A 15,389-nucleotide genomic window follows, 5' to 3' on the forward strand; every position below is an offset into this window, starting at 1 on the left:
TGGCCGGCCCATGCGGCCCATTCGCCCATCACTAACATTAAGCGAAGGTCGGATCGCGACACGCGTTGCTTGTGGGTGACCGTTCAATTACAGTTTTATGACACGGTGCAGGCCTTCCGGCTGCGCCGAACGCCGCAGGTCCGGTCAGCCGGCTCGGCATCACCGTGCCGGACCAGCAGTTGCGTGTCGTCGATGGCGTCCGCGCCCAATCCAGGTCCTTCTGCCACGACCGCCGTGCTGGCGAGCGTCGCCGCGCTCGGTGTCTGGCGACTGCTTGCGGTTGCCGCGCCGCATCTCGCAGCGCTCGTGCTGATGTACGAGACCGAGACGGATTTCGGCGCACGGCTCTCCTTCGTGCTGGCCTGGGGCATCCTCAACTTCTTCTGGATCACGCTGCTGCGGCGTCCGGCGCTGTCGGGTGCGTTGTCGCTGACCCTGGTCGTGGTGCTGGTGCTGCTGTCACGGCTGAAGCACGACGTCGTGCAGATGACGGTCAACTTCATCGACCTGATGATGATCGACCGCGACACGGTGGCGTTCCTGTTCACGATCTTTCCGAATTTGCGCTGGTCGGTGATCGGGGCCGGCCTCGTCACGCTGCCGCTGATGTATGCACTGTGGTGGCTCGACCCATTCCGCATCCGCCGCCTGCCGGCGCTTGCCTGCAAGCTCGCCTGCCTCGCCGCGCTGGTCGGCTATTCGCTCTATCATCCGGACGAGGCCTGGCGCGGCTATTACGACGACGGCTATCTCTCGAAGTTCTTCCGCTCCGGCGTCAGCGCGGTCTCCGACTTCGCGCAATACGGCTTCATGGAATCGGCCGCTTCCACCGACGAACGGCTCAACATGCCGCTGGTCGATGCCTGCCATCCCGCCGGTCGGCGGCCGAACATCATCATGGTCCATGACGAATCGAGCTTCGACATCCGCGCCGCTGATGGCATCAAGGTGCCGCCGGGCTACGGCAGCCATTTCAAATCCTGGGACGGCAAGGAGCGCTCGTTTCTGGCCGAGAGCAATGGCGGACCGAGCTGGTTCACCGAATACAATGTGCTCGCCGGACTGTCGTCGCGCTCGTTCGGCCGCTTCGCCTATTTCGTGACGCGCATCGCAACAGGTCGTGTCGAGCGCGGCCTGCCGCTGGCGCTGCGCCGCTGCGGCTACGATACGATGTCGCTCTACCCCGCCTATGGCGGCTTCATGGCCGCGCGCAGCTTTCAGATGACGACCGGCATCGAACGCTTCCTCGACTCCAAGGATCTCGGCGCCAAGGATGTCGAGCCGGACAGCTTCTTCTACGACAAGGCGCTCCGGCTGATGGGTGAGCGGACGCCGAACAAGCCGCTGTTCACCTTCATCTATCTCGGCGCCAATCATTTCCCCTGGGAGACGCGCTTCCGCCCGGATCTGCTGCCGAACTGGCGCGCACCGGGCAATGTGCCGTCCATCGACGAATATCTGCGCCGGCAGGCGATGAGCGCCGAGCAGTACAAGGCTTTCCTCGCAGGCCTGAAGAAGAAATTTCCCGGCGAACCCTTCCTGATCGTACGCTATGGCGATCATCAGCCCGAGTTTGCACCTGCTATCCTCGAGCCAGGACTCGACGAGGGTGCCATCGGCAAGAAGCTCGACGCCTACGATCCGCGTCTCTACGCCACCTATTACGCGATCGATGCCGTCAATTTCGAGCCGGTGAAGAGCGAGGCCGTGATGGACACGGTCGACGGCCCGTATCTGCCGCTGGTCATCCAGGAAGCCGCCGGCATCCCGCTCGATCCGTCCTTCGCCGAGCAGAAGGAGATCATGCTCCGCTGCAAGGGCATCTTCTACGGTTGCAAGGACGGGGCCGAAGCGCGCCGGCTGAACCGGCTGCTGATCAATGCGGGGATGATCAGGGGGCTTTAGCCTTTATCGCCGTCATCCCCGCGCAACCGCGAAGCGGTTGTCGCTGGAGGTCCCGGGGCGTAGCGAAGGCTTCTAAGGATGCACGGCCCGGCTGCGTCGCGGCCATTCATTCGCCATCGTATCCGTCGATATCTTAGTCTTCCGTCCTCCTCCGAATGAGGGACGCGACAAAGGACGATGCCGACTAAGGGGGGCGTTCGGCAAACCGCGAGCCCAAGGAGAATTCATTTGGCAATTTCCGTGAAACAGATGCTGGAGGCCGCCAACGCGGCCGTGCCGAAGATCACGCCGGCCCAGGCCAAGGAGATGATCGGCAAGGGCGCGCTCGTGCTCGACGTGCGCGATGCGCCTGAGCTCGAGAAGAGCGGCAAGATCCCCGGCGCCCTGAATGTCTCCCGCGGCATGCTGGAGTTTCGGGCCGATCCGGACTCGCCCTATCACGACAAGGCCCTGGCCAAGGACAAAGTCGTGATCCTTTATTGCGCCTCCGGCGGTCGCTCTGCTCTCGCCGGCAAGCTGCTTCAGGACATGGGCTACAGCCACGTCTACAACGTCGGCGGCTTCAAGGATTGGGTCGATTCCGGAGGGGCAACCGAGAAGGCGTAGCAAAGGCGCCGGCGCGGAGCCATGTCCTAGCGCCGGCCCACCTTCTCCCACAGCCACCTCGCCACCGCATCCGGCGACGAATTCGCATCATTGCCGGCGGCGTGCAAATTGGCTTCGCGCATCGTCGCGATGTCGATCTTGCCGAGCAGCGGGTTGAGCGCCGTCTTGAGCCGCTCGTCGCCGGCGCGCTTCGGGGCCAGCAGCAGGATCGCGTCGTAGGGTGGGATCGCGTGCCTGGGATCGTCGAGCGCAACGAGATCGTATTTCGCGATCAGCCCGTCACTGGTGTAGCCCGCGATGACGTCGACCTCGCCGCTGGCGACGGCCGCATACATGAAATCCGGCTGCATCTGGCGCTGGGCGCGGAACGAGAGGCCATAGGCCTTTTGCAGCGCCGCCCATTCGGGTCGCGAGAAGAACTCGTAGTCGCCGGCGATCGACAGGGTCGAAGCATGGGCGGCGAGATCGGCGATGGTGCGGATGCCAAGCGCCTCGGCGCGCTTCTTCGGGATCACCAGCGCATAGGCATTCTCGAAACCGAGCTCGCCGAGCAGGGTGATGTTCTCCTTCGCAAGCGTTGTCTGCAGCTCCGCCAACAGCTCCGCGCGCGGCTTGATGTCCGTGCGGTGAAGCTGATTGGCCCAGAGCGTGCCGGAGTAATCGATATAGAGATCGATATCGCCGGCTTTCAACGCCTCGAAGATCACGCTCGAGCCGAGACCGGATCGTGCGACGGCGGAAAGACCGGCCGCCTGGAGCCGGTCCCTCATCAGCGCCGACAGCACATACTGCTCGGCAAACGTCTTGGCGCCGACGACATAGCTGTGTGACGAGCGCCCCATCGTCGGCACCAGTGTTGCGACCACCAGTGCCGCGATCCCGGCCGCGCCAAGCGCCGTACGCACGCGGCTGCGCCAGCGCAGGCCGCTCTCGATCAGGCCGAGCAGTTGATCGACGGCGAGCGCCAGCAGGGCCGAGGCAAAGCAGCCGAACAGCACGAACACCCAGTTCTGGGTCTGGAGCCCGGCAAAGATGTAATTGCCGAGGCTGGTCTGCCCGATCGGGGTCGACAGCGTCGCGGTGCCGATCACCCACACTGCGGCAGTGCGGATGCCCGCCATCATCACCGGTAGCGCCAGCGGCAGTTCGATCATCACGAGTGATTGGCGTGCGGTCATTCCGACGCCTTTCGCAGCCTCGATCAGCGCGGGATCGATGCCGTTGAGGCCGGTGATGCCATTGCGCAGCACCGGCAGCATCGAATAGAGCGCCAGCGCCAGCACCGCCGGCAGGAAGCCGAAAGCGGAGAAGGAGACGCCGAACCAGGCCAGCGTCACGGAGGCCGCGAGCAGCAGTAGCGGATAGAACAGCGCGAGCAGCGCCAACCCCGGCACGGTCTGCACGATGCTGGCGAGCGCGAGCAGGACGGCGCGCGGGGTGGGGCGGTTGCGCGTCAGGATCGCCAGCGGCAGGCTGACGATCAGGCCGAGCGCAAGCGCGGCGAGACTCACCCGGACGTGGTTGCCGAGATAGTCGGGCAAATGCGCCAGCGCCTCGCCCCAGCGCGGATCGGTGAAAAGGCTCATGCCGCCCCGCTCTGTGGCAGCAGCGCGTTCAAGCGCTCGACCTGGCGTCGCGGCGTCCGCAGCAGCTCCAGTACGTAGTCGTCGCTGCTTTTCGAGAGCTCCACTGGCGTGCCCTGCGCCAGCAGCTTTCCGCTGCGCATCACCGCGATGCGGTCGGCGAGCAGGATCGCTTCCGTCATGTCGTGGGTGATCATCACGGTAGTCAGGCCGAGCTGGCGATGCAGCTCGCGAAAATCGTCGCCGAGCGCATCGCGGGTGAGGGGATCGAGCGCGCCGAATGGCTCGTCCATCAGCACGATGCGGGGCCTTGCCGCAAGCGCCCGCGCCACGCCGACACGCTGGCGTTGGCCGCCCGAGAGCGCATCCGGCAACCGGTCGTGATGCGCGGCCCGGTCGAGCTGCACGAGCTCGAGCAACTCATCAACCCGCGTTGCGATATCCGCCGCCGGGACGCCGAGCAGCTTCGGCGTGATCCCGATATTGTCGGCGACGCTCAGATGCGGGAACAGCCCGCCGCTCTGGAAGACGTAGCCGATGCGGCGCCGCAGCGCGACCGGATCGACGGATTGCACGTCGTCGCCCTCGACCGTGATCGTGCCCCCATCCGCCTCGATCAGCCGGTTGGCGAGCCGCAGCAGCGTCGTCTTGCCCGAACCCGAGCCGCCGACGACGGCCACAAATTCACCTTCGGCGATGTCGAGTGACACATCGTCCACGGCCTTGAGCGAGCCGAAGCTCTTGGTGACGTGGGCATAGCCAATCATCGGCCTGGACGGCATCGGGCGGGGGCTCACTGCGCTGACCCGCCCCAAGGAGGGAGGGAGGGAGGGATGACGAGGCCCATGCGTACCACGCTTGGCGGCTTGATTGAACTTGGCCGCGCGAGCGGCTAAGGCATCGGGCCAAGTTCGGAGGGAACACATGACAACGCCCACGGCAGTGGCGCTGGAAGATGCCAAGGTCGCGTTCCGGCTGGGGGACGGGCGGGTCTATACGGCGGTGGAGAAGGCGCATCTGACGGTCGCGCAGGGCGAGTTCGTCGCCATCGTCGGTCCGACCGGCTGCGGGAAATCGACGCTGCTCAACGTCGCGGCCGGCCTGCTGAAGCCGGCTGCCGGGAGCGTCAGGATATTCAACCAGCCGCTCGCCGGGCTGAACCGGGATGCCGGCTATCTGTTCCAGGCCGATGCGCTGTTCCCCTGGAAGACCGCGCTCGACAACGTCGCGATCGGGCTCGAAGTCAGGGGCACGCCGCGCAGCGAAGCGCTGCCGCGGGCGCAAAAGTGGCTGACCTCGGTCGGCTTGGGCGCCTTCGCCAACCGCTATCCGCACATGCTCTCGGGCGGCCAGCGCAAGCGCGTGGCGCTGGCGCAGGTGCTGATCCGCGATCCGAAGATCCTGTTGATGGACGAGCCGTTCGGGCCGCTGGATGCGCAGACCCGGCAGGTGATGGGCAACCTCCTGCTCGACCTCTGGAACGCCGACCGCAAGGCCGTGCTGTTCGTCACCCATGATCTGGAAGAGGCGATCGCGCTCGCCGACCGCGTCGTGATCATGTCGGCGGGGCCGTCCTCCCGCATCATCGGCGACTGGCGCGTGAGCTTGCCGCGCCCGCGCGACATTTTCGAGGTGCGGCTGGACAAGGAGTTCCATGCGCTTCATCGCGAGATCTGGAGCGTGCTGAAGGACGAGGTCATGAAGGGCTATGCGCAGTCCACGCAAGCGGCGGAGGCGGTCTGATGTCGCGCGTCACGCTGCTTACGCTGCAAGTGCTGGTCGCGGTGGTGTGCCTCGCGCTGTGGCAATTGCTGTCGACCGTGCCCGTGTTCGGCAAGATCCTGCTGCCGCCGTTCTTCTTCTCCAACCCGGTCGATGTCTTCGCCCAGATCGTCAAGTGGTTCTCATCCGGTGTCATCTGGAAGCATCTTGGCATCACGTTGACGGAATCGATCCTGGCCTTCGTGATCGGATCGGCCGGCGGCGTGCTGATCGGCTTCTGGTTCGCGCGCCAGCCGCTGGTCGCCGCGGTGTTCGATCCCTACGTCAAGATGGTCAACGCACTGCCCCGTGTCGTGCTGGCGCCGATCTTCGCGCTGTGGCTGGGGCTCGGCATCTGGTCCAAGGTCGCGCTCGGTGTGACGCTGGTGTTCTTCATCGTGTTCTTCAACGTCTATCAGGGCGTCAAGGAGGTCAGCCGCACCGTGCTCGACAACGGCCGCATGCTCGGCATGAGCGAGCGGCAGCTGATGCAGCACGTCTATTGGCCCTCGGCGCTGTCGTGGATGTTCTCCTCGCTGCACACTTCGGTGGGCTTTGCCGTGGTCGGTGCGGTCGTCGGCGAATATCTCGGATCGGCGGCGGGGCTCGGCTATCTGATCCAGCAGGCTGAAGGCATATTCGACGTTGCCGGCGTGTTCGCCGGCATGTTCGTGCTGTCGGCCTTCGTCATTCTGATCGACTTTGGCGTCACGTTGGTGGAGCGGAGACTGTTGGTCTGGCGCCCGACCGTGGACGGGCGCGGCTAGGCAGCAAGGGGCCCGCGCGCCGCGCGAGCCCCGGATCGATCAATCCAGCAGCTTGGTGTCGTCGGGCGCCTGCGGCGGGGTCTTGATGGCGATCGCCTTGACCTGTCCGCTGATCGGCTTGGTGCCGCCATGCGGCGTCCCCTTCGGGATGATGACGAGGTCGCCCGGCTTCACCGTGACTTCCTTGTCGCCGAACCAGATCGTGCCGGTGCCCTCTAAAATGTACTGGATTTCGTTGGTGTTGGGATGCATGTGCTTGGGCACATTGCCGACCTGGATCGAGATGGTGGCGCCATCGGCGCTTGCGAACGTCTTGGAACGGTAGCCGACGGCGTTGGCGTTCCCGAGCGCGTCGCCCTCCATCTCGCCGGTGTGGATGATCTGCGGAGTGATGTTCTCCGCGGCCAGCGCCGGCCGCAGCAGGTGGGTTGCGCCGCATCCGGCAGCAAAAGCGGTGGCGATCGACAGCCCGATTGCAAGGCGATTCATGGATGATCCTCCCCATCAAGAATTGTTCTTGTGGGCTCATGCTATTGCGCCGAAAGGCCGATGGCCAGTGCCTTAGGCCATGCTTCTCAAGCCAGTCCGGCTGCTCTATGGTGCAGCCAGCCGAACGGAGGAAACCAATGAAGAACACGATAGCCAGGCTCGCCGGCGCGTTGCTCGCGCTGACGCTCACCACCGGTCTCGCCGCGGCGCAAAGCAAGGTCACCATCGCGATCGGCGGCGGCTCCTGCCTGTGCTACCTGCCGACGGTGCTGGCAAAACAGCTCGGCGAATACGACAAGGCCGGTCTCAACGTCGAACTCGTGGACCTCAAGGGCGGCTCGGACGCGCTCAAGGCCGTGCTCGGCGGCAGCGCCGACGTGGTCTCCGGCTATTTCGACCATTGCGTCAATCTCGCCGCGAAGAAGCAGGAGCTTCAGGCGTTCGTCGTCTATGATCGCTATCCCGGCCTCGTGCTGGTGGTTTCGCCCTCGCACACCAACGAGATCAAGTCGATCAAGGACCTCGCCGGCAAGAAGGTCGGCGTCAGCGCGCCCGGCTCCTCCACGGACTTCTTCCTCAAATACATGCTCAAGAAGAACGGCGTCGATCCGGCCAGCACCGCCGTGATCGGCGTCGGCCTCGGTGCTACTGCGGTCGCCGCGATGGAGCGGGGCCAGATCGACGCGGCCGTGATGCTCGATCCGTCGGTGACCGTGCTCCAGGGCAGCCACAAGGATCTGCGCATCCTCTCGGACACCCGTACGCAAAAGGATACGCTCGAGACGTTCGGCGGCGAGTATCCGGGCGGCGCGCTGTACTCCACCGCGGCCTGGGTTGCCGGCCACGAGAAGGAGACGCAGGCGCTGACCAACGCGATCCTGGGCACGCTCGCCTGGATCCACTCGCACTCGCCCGAGGAGATCATGGCGAAGATGCCGGAGGAGACGGTCGGCAAGAACAAGGACCTCTATCTCGCGGCGCTGAAGAACACGATCCCGATGTTCTCAGAAACCGGCAAGATGGACCCGAAGGGGGCGGACGCCGTGCTCGCGGTGTTCAGCGTCGGCTCGCCCGACGTAGCGAACGCCAAGATCGACGTCAGCAAGACCTTTACCAACAAGTACGTCGAGCAGGCCAAGAAGACCACGGGGAGTGCCAAATAACTGACGCGAAGGCGTGGTCATCAGGCGTCATGACGTCACCAGTCATTCACCGCGTCACCACCCTTGATCTCGCCGTGCGGCCGATCGTCTGGCCGTTCGCGGAAGAGCGGCGCGCCGAGATCACCGCGCATTTCGCCGAGAAGCAGCGTGAGCGGCCAAAACTCTGGAACGGTCGTGTCCTGCTCGGGCGGGATGCCGTGTTTACCGACGGCCATCTCGCCGCGACTTATTTCGAGACCGATTTCGCGAGCTTCCTCGCCTGGCGCGACTGGGGCTTTCCCGACAAGGCGGTGTTCAACTGTTTTGGCATGGCCGCGCTGCGCTCCTCCGACGGCGCATTCGTGATGGGCGAGATGGCGCAGCACACCGCCAATGCAGGCCGGGTCTATTTCCCGTCGGGCACGCCCGACCTCGACGACGTCAGGGGCGACACGCTCGATATTTCCGGCAGCGTTGTCCGCGAACTCGAGGAAGAGACCGGCCTGACAGCGGCCGACTATCGAGCCGAGCCGGACTGGCACTGCGTCGTCACCGGTCCCACGATTGCAATGATGCAAGTAATCAACCTGGACATGCCGGGTCACGTGGCACGAGCGCGGATCGAAGCCAATCTGGCGCGCGAGGCCGAGCCTGAGCTCTCGGCTATCCATCTCGTGCGCGGGATGAGCGATCTCACGCCGTCCATGCCGCGATTTGTCACGGCCTTCGTCGAGCAGCAGTTCGCGTCGCGCTGATGCGCAAGGCTTGACATCGCTGCGCCCAGCCCATGTGATGGGCAAAAATGCAAAAGCAAAAAGAATGCGATGCACAATCGTCCAGGGAGGTTTTGATGCGCGTGCGCATGGCTGCCCGTTTGGTACGTGGGCTGTTGGTCGCGATATCAGCGACGGGCTTGGCGGTCTCCGCCCAGGCCCAGGATCAAGGCAAAGAGAAGAAGATCAAGATCGGCGTCGTTTTCGATTTGACCGGGCCTCTCGCCGGCGGCGGCTCCGAGCTCGGCTATATCGGCGCAAAGATCATCCTCGACCATTTCGCCAGGACCGGCGTCGAGGGCTACAAGATCGAAGCGGTCTATGCCGATGCGCAGAGCAAGCCCGACATCGCGATCAACGAATCCGTCCGCCTGCTCGAGCAGGAAAAGGTCGACATGGTGCTCGGCTTCTTCTCCTCGGCGCAATGCGTGCCGGTCGCGGCCCGCGTCGAGCAGCTCAAGAAGTTCATGTGGATGACGACCTGCATCTCGTCGGCCGTGTTCAACGAGAAGGGTTACAAATACGTCTTCCGCCCGCAGGCGAGCGGCGACCAGTTCGGCATGATGACGATGGATTTCATCGCGCAGAACGCCAAGGCGAAGTTCGACAAGGAGCCGAAGGATCTGCGCGTCGCCATCATTCACGAGGACGGTGCTTATGGCGTCGACGTGTCCAGGGGCAATGAGGCCGGCGCGAAGAAGGCTGGCTTCAACGTCGTGATGAAGGAGGGCTATTCGGCCACCGCGCCTGACCTCTCCGCGCTGGTGACCAAATTGAAGCGCGCCAAGCCCGACGTCATTTTCCACACCGGCTACAACCCCGATATCACGCTGTTGCTGCGTCAGGCGCGCGAGCAGGGGCTCAAGTTCGGCGCGCTGATGGGGCACGGTGCGGGTTACGGCGTCTATGAGAAGCTGAAGGAAGGCATGGGGGCCGATGCCACCTACATCTTCAACACCGACCCGATCTCGATCTGGCTTGCCAACCAGAAGACTATGGATCCCAAGCTCCCGCCCGTGATCAAGATGGTCGGCGAGGAGTTCGACAAGATCCGGCCCGGCGTCGCCATCCGCTCGGCGCATGTCGGCATCGGTGCGTCCAATACTTACGTGTTCATGAATGACGTACTGCCGCGCGCGATCAAGAAATATGGCGGGGTCGACCCGGATGCGCTGCGCAAGGCTGCGCTCGACACCGACATCCCCGAAGGGGGCACCATGCTCGGCTTCGGCGTCAAGTTCTATGGCGAGGGCACGCCGATGGCCGGGCAGAACGAGCGCTCGTTCCCGGTCGTGATCCAATACATCGACGACAAATCCTCTGTGGTGTGGCCCAAGAGCCAGGCGCAGCGCGAGGCCGTGCTGCCGTTGCCGAAGGGCACCACCTACAGCAACCAGTAGCGCAAATACTCGGAGCAAGGAGGGCGGGGCGGTGCTGGAAGTCAGCGGGCTGGTGAAGCGGTTTGGTGGCTTCACCGCCGTCAACAACGTGTCGTTCAAGGTCGACCAGGGCGAGATCCTCGGCCTGATCGGACCCAACGGCTCGGGCAAAAGCACGATCTTCAACATGCTCTCGGGCACGCTGGCGCCGACGTCCGGTTCGATCCTGTTCGACGGCTCCGAGATCGCGGGCCTTCCGCCGCACCGGATCATCAACAGCGGCATCGGTCGCACCTTCCAGATCCCGCGGCCATTCCGCCGCTTGACGATCTTCGAGAACGTCGCGCTCGCCGGATTCTACGGCCAGGGCCGCCACAGCCGTGCCAGGGCCGAGGAGGCGGCCGAGCGATCGCTGGCGATGGTCGGCCTGCCGACCGATCGCCATGCCAGCGTTGATGGACTGGGCGCAGCCGGCCTGAAGAAGCTCGAACTGGCGAAAGCGCTCGCCACCGCGCCAAAACTTCTGCTGGCCGATGAGAGCCTCGGCGGTCTCGACGAGGCCGAGATGGGGCAGGCGGCCGACATGCTGCGCAACATCCGCGACGAACTCGGCATCACCATCATCTGGGTCGAGCACATCATGGGCGTCTTGATGCGCGTCGTCGATCGCGTGATGGTGCTCGATCACGGCGAGAAGATCTCGGAAGGTTTGCCGAGTGCCGTTGCCGGCGATCCGCGCGTGATCGAGGTCTATCTCGGCACTGATGCCGAGACCACGCAGGCCGCCGCCGCAGCAGCGCGGCGTCGCGCGGGAGGCCAGTGATGCTCGAGCTCCGCGGCGTAAGTGCCGGCTATGGCACGTTCCAGGCGCTGTTCGACGTCAATCTCGACGTGAAGGCGGGTGAGGCCGTCGGCGTCATCGGGCCCAACGGGGCCGGCAAGACCACCCTGATGCGCGTCATCTCCGGGCTTATCCGCCCCTCGCGTGGGTCGATCAGAATGGAAGGTGTGGACGTCGTGGCCACGCCGCCGCACAAGATCGTCAGCCTCGGGATCGCGCATGTGCCGGAGAACCGGCGGCTGTTTCCGCAGCTCACGGTCGACGACAACCTCAAGATGGGTGCCTTCATGAAGGAGGCACGCGGCCACTATGCCGAGCGGCTGGACGTGGTGTTCGACCTGTTTCCGCGCCTGAAGGAGCGCCGCCACCAGATGGCCGGCACCATGTCCGGCGGCGAGCAGCAGATGTGCGCGATCGGCCGCGCGCTGATGTCGAATCCAAAGCTGCTGCTGCTCGACGAGCCGTCGGCGGGCCTCGCGCCGGTGGTGGTGCAGCAGGTGTTCGAGCTGGTGAAGCGGATCCGCGCAAGCGGGCTGACCGTGCTGATCGTCGAGCAGAATGTGCAGCAGGTGCTGCGGGTGGTCGATCGTGCCTATCTGATCGAGGCGGGCACGATCAGGTCCTCAGGCACCTCGGCGGAGATGCTGGCGAGCGACACGGTCAAGGAAGCGTATCTCGGGGTGTGAGGTTCATGCGGGCATGCAAGCATTTTTTGACATTTTCGACATCTACCTGCTGGAGGCCGTGATCAACGGCATCCTGCTCGGCGGCGTGCTGGCGCTGCTCGCGCTCGGGCTCAATCTGATCTTCGGCGTCATCGACGTGACCTGGATCTGCTACGCAGAGCTGGTGATGATCGGCATGTACGCCATGTATTTCCTGGTGCAGTATTACGGCATCAGCTATTTCCTCGCCGCGCCGCTCACCATCCTGCTGGTCGCGGTGCTCGGCGCGGCGCTGCATTACCTCGTGATCGCGCCGCTGCTCACTGCGCCGCCGATCAACCAGTTGCTCGCGACCGGCGGGGTGCTGTTCGTGCTCCAGAGCTTCGCCACCGTCGCCTTCGGCATCGACTTCCGCAATCTCGGCATCCGCCTGCCGGTGCTTGCCTTCGGCGACATGAATTTCAGCTACGCGCGACTATTGTCCTTTCTGGCGGCGCTGGTCGGCATGGTCGCAGTCTATCTGTTCATGACGCGGACCTTCACCGGCACCGCGATCCGGGCGATCTCGCAGGACCGGCAGATCATGGCGCTGATGGGCGTCGACACCAAGCGCATCTATCTCATTACATCCGCGATCGGCGGTGGGCTGGCCGGGCTCGCCGCCTGCCTGCTGGTTCTGCAATATGACGTGCATCCCTTCGTCGGTCTGTCGTTCGGGCCGATCACCTTCCTGATCTGCGTGCTCGGCGGCCTCGGCAATTTCATCGGCGGCTTCATCGCCGCCTTCGTGTTCGCCGAGATCATCTCGCTTGGTGGCCTGTTCTCCGATCTCGAATGGGGTTACGTGCTCGCCTTCGCGTTCTTCATCGTCATGATGTTCATCCGGCCCGCGGGCCTGCTTGCGAGGCGCCGATGATGGGGCGGGGGCGGCTTGCAGCTTGGGCGATCGGACTTGCGGCGCTGGTCGCGCTGCCCTTCGTTTATCGCGATCCCTATCATCTGCACATCCTGGTGCTGATCCTGATCTGGTCGTTCGCCTATACGTCCTGGTCGATGATGGGGCGGTTCGGCCTCGTCTCGCTCGGCCACGGCGGTTTCATGGGAATCGGCGCCTATGTCACCGCGCTACTCTGGAATCACCTGGGATGGTCGCCCTGGATCGGCATCCCCATCGGCATGGTCGCGGCCGGCGCGCTGGCGCTGATCGTCGGCTATCCCTGTTTCCGCTTCCGCATCACCGGGCACTATTTCGTGCTGGTGACGCTCGCGCTCTCCGGCATCGTGCTCCAGGTCATCACGGCGACGCGCGACTACACCGGTGGCTCGCTCGGCTACACGCCGAACCGGGCCCCGGGCAACAAGCTCTTCGCGCTGCAATTCGACGACAAGATCACCTGGTACCTGATCGCGCTCGGGGTCTGGCTTTTCGGCATCGTGGTCTGGCACTGGGTCGACCGCAGCATGGCCCGCTATGCGCTGGAGGCGATCTCGGAGGACGAGGACGCCGCGGCCGCCGCCGGCGTCGACGTGACCGCGGAGAAGCTGAAAATCACGCTGCTCAGCGCGCTGATGACGGCGCTCGCCGGCGCGATCTACTGCCAGTATCAGATGTTCATCACGCCCGACACCGTCAGCGGCATCGCGGTGTCGCTCCAGATGGTGTTCGCCGCCATCGTCGGCGGCCTGTTCGTCTCGCTCGGCCCGACCTTCGGCGCTGTCATCACGATTATGCTGGCCGAGACCTTGCGCATCGGCTTTGGCACCAAGGCGGTCGGCTGGGACAATCTCGTCTACGGCGTGCTGCTCGTGCTTTTCATCATATTCCTTCCCAAGGGTATCCTTGGTAGCTTGCTTGACCGACTGAAGCCGCAACGCAAGGTGTCCCGCGCTCATGAGCAAGAAGCCGTCCAAATCGCTCGCCCAGGAACTTGACCGCTACATCACGCCGTTCCGCTACGACGGTTCGGGCAAGTTTCATCTCAAGGACCACAAGACCGACGAGAAGGGCGACCTCGACAAGGAGAAGGCGCAGGACATTCTCGATGCCAACAAGAAGCGGCTGATCGCCTTTCAGGAGAAGCTCTACGCCCAGGACCGCTGGTCGGTGCTGATCGTGTTCCAGGCGATGGACGCCGGCGGCAAGGATTCTGCGATCAAGGCGATCTTCGAGGGCATCAATCCGCAGGGCTGCGAAGTCAGTGCCTTCAAGGCGCCGAGCAGCAAGGAGCTCGACCACGATTTCCTCTGGCGCCACGCTATCGCGTTGCCCGAGCGCGGCCATATCGGCATCTTCAACCGCTCCCATTACGAGGAATGCCTGGTGACGCGCGTGCACCCGGAAATCCTCGCCAAGGAGAAGCTGCCGCAGAGGCTCGTCACCAAGAACATCTGGAAGGAGCGGTTCGAGGACATTTCCGCCTTCGAGCGCTATCTCTGCCGCAACGGCACCGTGGTGTTGAAATTCTTCCTCAATCTCTCGAGGGAGGAGCAGCGCGAGCGCTTCCTCGATCGGCTGAACGACCCGGCCAAGCAGTGGAAGTTCTCGATGGACGACATCAAGGAGCGCGCGCTGTGGCCGCGCTACCAAGCGGTTTATCAGGACATCGTCCGCCACACCGCAACGTCGCATGCGCCGTGGTACGTCGTGCCGGCCGACCACAAATGGTTCGCCCGCGTCGTGATCGGCTCGGTGATCAATGCCGCGCTCGAAAAGCTCGACTTGCGCTTCCCCCGCGCCGACAAGGCCTCCGAGGGCGAATTCGACGAGGTGCGCATGGCGCTGGAGAAAGAGGAGAAGGCGGGCAGGAAGCGAACACAAAAAACGTGAAAACAACCCCATGCACAGTAGCCGGGGACAGTGAAATCAATGACTTGAAGGCCAGCGCGATGCTTGCGGATTTAACGAAACTGTTTGACCCGTCGGGCAAAACAGGGGCATGATGTCATCGTCCCCAAATTCCTCAGGACCCGCGCCCCGCCAGTAGCAGAAGCGCTCCACATTGGCGGGAAGGGCGGTCTCGTAATTCGCCCACTTCTCGTATTTTCGCTGCGGCCCGCCGCGGTGGATGGAACGCGCCCTCAAATGTGATGCCGGGGCCGTTGATCCCCGCTTGACAGTTTTGTGTCACGGGAGGACCATCCCAATGGTCGCTAACAGGCGACGCGCAACGTCCACATCTAGAGCAAGGGGAGGTCTATGACACCACCTCCGCAGAACCAGCCGCGTTAAGTGCGATGGAGCTCGTTCGGACTATCGCATAGCGGCAGAACCGCGAACGACACGCCGGGTCAAGGTCTAGAGGGCTGCATCAGTGTGGCATAGCCCCTACCTGCCCGGCGCTGTATTTTGCATCACACCGATCATGTCGGATGGCCGTGACGAGGCCTCCGCGCTTTTTGCATCCTGATTCTCTCCTCCTCATCGCCGTCATTCCGGGCCGATTCCCGGAATGACGGGAGAGGTTTTACGCGTGCCCGC

15 protein-coding genes are annotated in these 15,389 nt (G+C 64.0%); 12 read left to right on the top strand and 3 right to left on the bottom strand.

The window, feature by feature from the left end; all coding sequences use genetic code 11:
* Positions 1 to 192 precede the first annotated feature (192 nt).
* Positions 193 to 1,905: a sulfatase-like hydrolase/transferase gene (locus JQ591_RS18420; RefSeq protein WP_211397428.1), complete on the top strand. Its 1,713-nt coding sequence runs from the start codon at positions 193 to 195 to the stop codon at positions 1,903 to 1,905.
* 228 nt (positions 1,906 to 2,133) lie between these two features.
* Positions 2,134 to 2,511, top strand: a complete 378-nt coding sequence (locus JQ591_RS18425) for a rhodanese-like domain-containing protein (RefSeq protein WP_211397429.1) — start codon at positions 2,134 to 2,136, stop codon at positions 2,509 to 2,511.
* A gap of 26 nt (positions 2,512 to 2,537) precedes the next feature.
* Here JQ591_RS18425 and JQ591_RS18430 read toward each other — a convergent pair whose 3' ends face one another.
* On the bottom strand, positions 2,538 to 4,097 hold the full coding sequence (locus JQ591_RS18430) for a glycine betaine ABC transporter substrate-binding protein (RefSeq protein ID WP_211397430.1): 1,560 nt from the start codon (positions 4,095 to 4,097) through the stop codon (positions 2,538 to 2,540).
* Positions 4,094 to 4,876 carry an ATP-binding cassette domain-containing protein gene (locus tag JQ591_RS18435; protein ID WP_211397431.1) on the bottom strand — a complete coding sequence of 261 codons (783 nt, stop codon included), beginning with the start codon at positions 4,874 to 4,876 and terminating at the stop codon, positions 4,094 to 4,096. Before JQ591_RS18435 ends, JQ591_RS18430 begins: the two co-directional genes overlap by 4 nt.
* A gap of 142 nt (positions 4,877 to 5,018) precedes the next feature.
* Between JQ591_RS18435 and JQ591_RS18440 the strand changes: the two genes are divergently transcribed.
* Both JQ591_RS18440 and JQ591_RS18445 read left to right on the top strand, forming a co-directional pair.
* Positions 5,019 to 5,837, top strand: coding sequence for an ABC transporter ATP-binding protein (locus JQ591_RS18440; RefSeq protein WP_211397432.1), 819 nt, complete (start codon positions 5,019 to 5,021; stop codon positions 5,835 to 5,837).
* The gene (locus JQ591_RS18445; protein ID WP_018454351.1) at positions 5,837 to 6,622 is read left to right on the top strand and encodes an ABC transporter permease; all 786 of its coding nucleotides are present in this window, start codon (positions 5,837 to 5,839) and stop codon (positions 6,620 to 6,622) included. The genes JQ591_RS18440 and JQ591_RS18445 overlap by 1 nt, the downstream gene beginning before the upstream one ends.
* A gap of 39 nt (positions 6,623 to 6,661) precedes the next feature.
* Here the strand turns inward: JQ591_RS18445 and JQ591_RS18450 are convergent, their stop codons facing one another.
* Positions 6,662 to 7,111, bottom strand: coding sequence for a cupin domain-containing protein (locus JQ591_RS18450; protein ID WP_085350257.1), 450 nt, complete (start codon positions 7,109 to 7,111; stop codon positions 6,662 to 6,664).
* Between the two features lie 137 nt (positions 7,112 to 7,248).
* Here JQ591_RS18450 and JQ591_RS18455 point away from each other — a divergent pair, with 137 nt between their 5' ends.
* The 8 genes from JQ591_RS18455 (at position 7,249) to JQ591_RS18490 (ending at position 14,738) form a co-directional block, all read left to right on the top strand.
* Positions 7,249 to 8,274, top strand: a complete 1,026-nt coding sequence (locus JQ591_RS18455) for an ABC transporter substrate-binding protein (protein ID WP_211397433.1) — start codon at positions 7,249 to 7,251, stop codon at positions 8,272 to 8,274.
* Between the two features lie 29 nt (positions 8,275 to 8,303).
* Positions 8,304 to 9,008, top strand: a complete 705-nt coding sequence (locus tag JQ591_RS18460; protein WP_211397434.1) for an NUDIX hydrolase — start codon at positions 8,304 to 8,306, stop codon at positions 9,006 to 9,008.
* A gap of 95 nt (positions 9,009 to 9,103) precedes the next feature.
* Positions 9,104 to 10,426: an ABC transporter substrate-binding protein gene (locus JQ591_RS18465; RefSeq protein WP_211397435.1), complete on the top strand. Its 1,323-nt coding sequence runs from the start codon at positions 9,104 to 9,106 to the stop codon at positions 10,424 to 10,426.
* A 31-nt stretch (positions 10,427 to 10,457) separates the two neighbouring features.
* Positions 10,458 to 11,228 carry an ABC transporter ATP-binding protein gene (locus JQ591_RS18470; RefSeq protein WP_211397436.1) on the top strand — a complete coding sequence of 257 codons (771 nt, stop codon included), beginning with the start codon at positions 10,458 to 10,460 and terminating at the stop codon, positions 11,226 to 11,228.
* On the top strand, positions 11,228 to 11,932 hold the full coding sequence (locus tag JQ591_RS18475) for an ABC transporter ATP-binding protein (protein ID WP_211397437.1): 705 nt from the start codon (positions 11,228 to 11,230) through the stop codon (positions 11,930 to 11,932). Before JQ591_RS18470 ends, JQ591_RS18475 begins: the two co-directional genes overlap by 1 nt.
* 13 nt (positions 11,933 to 11,945) lie before the next feature.
* Entirely contained in the window at positions 11,946 to 12,827 is an 882-nt protein-coding gene (locus JQ591_RS18480) for a branched-chain amino acid ABC transporter permease (protein ID WP_211397438.1), read from the top strand.
* Complete coding sequence (locus tag JQ591_RS18485; protein WP_211397439.1) at positions 12,824 to 13,843, top strand: branched-chain amino acid ABC transporter permease; 1,020 nt, start codon at positions 12,824 to 12,826, stop codon at positions 13,841 to 13,843. The genes JQ591_RS18480 and JQ591_RS18485 overlap by 4 nt, the downstream gene beginning before the upstream one ends.
* Positions 13,803 to 14,738, top strand: a complete 936-nt coding sequence (locus JQ591_RS18490; RefSeq protein ID WP_211397440.1) for a polyphosphate kinase 2 family protein — start codon at positions 13,803 to 13,805, stop codon at positions 14,736 to 14,738. The genes JQ591_RS18485 and JQ591_RS18490 overlap by 41 nt, the downstream gene beginning before the upstream one ends.
* Positions 14,739 to 15,389 lie beyond the last annotated feature (651 nt).

Origin of the sequence: Bradyrhizobium canariense (assembly GCF_018130465.1) — a bacterium.
Lineage (GTDB): Bacteria > Pseudomonadota > Alphaproteobacteria > Rhizobiales > Xanthobacteraceae > Bradyrhizobium > Bradyrhizobium canariense_C.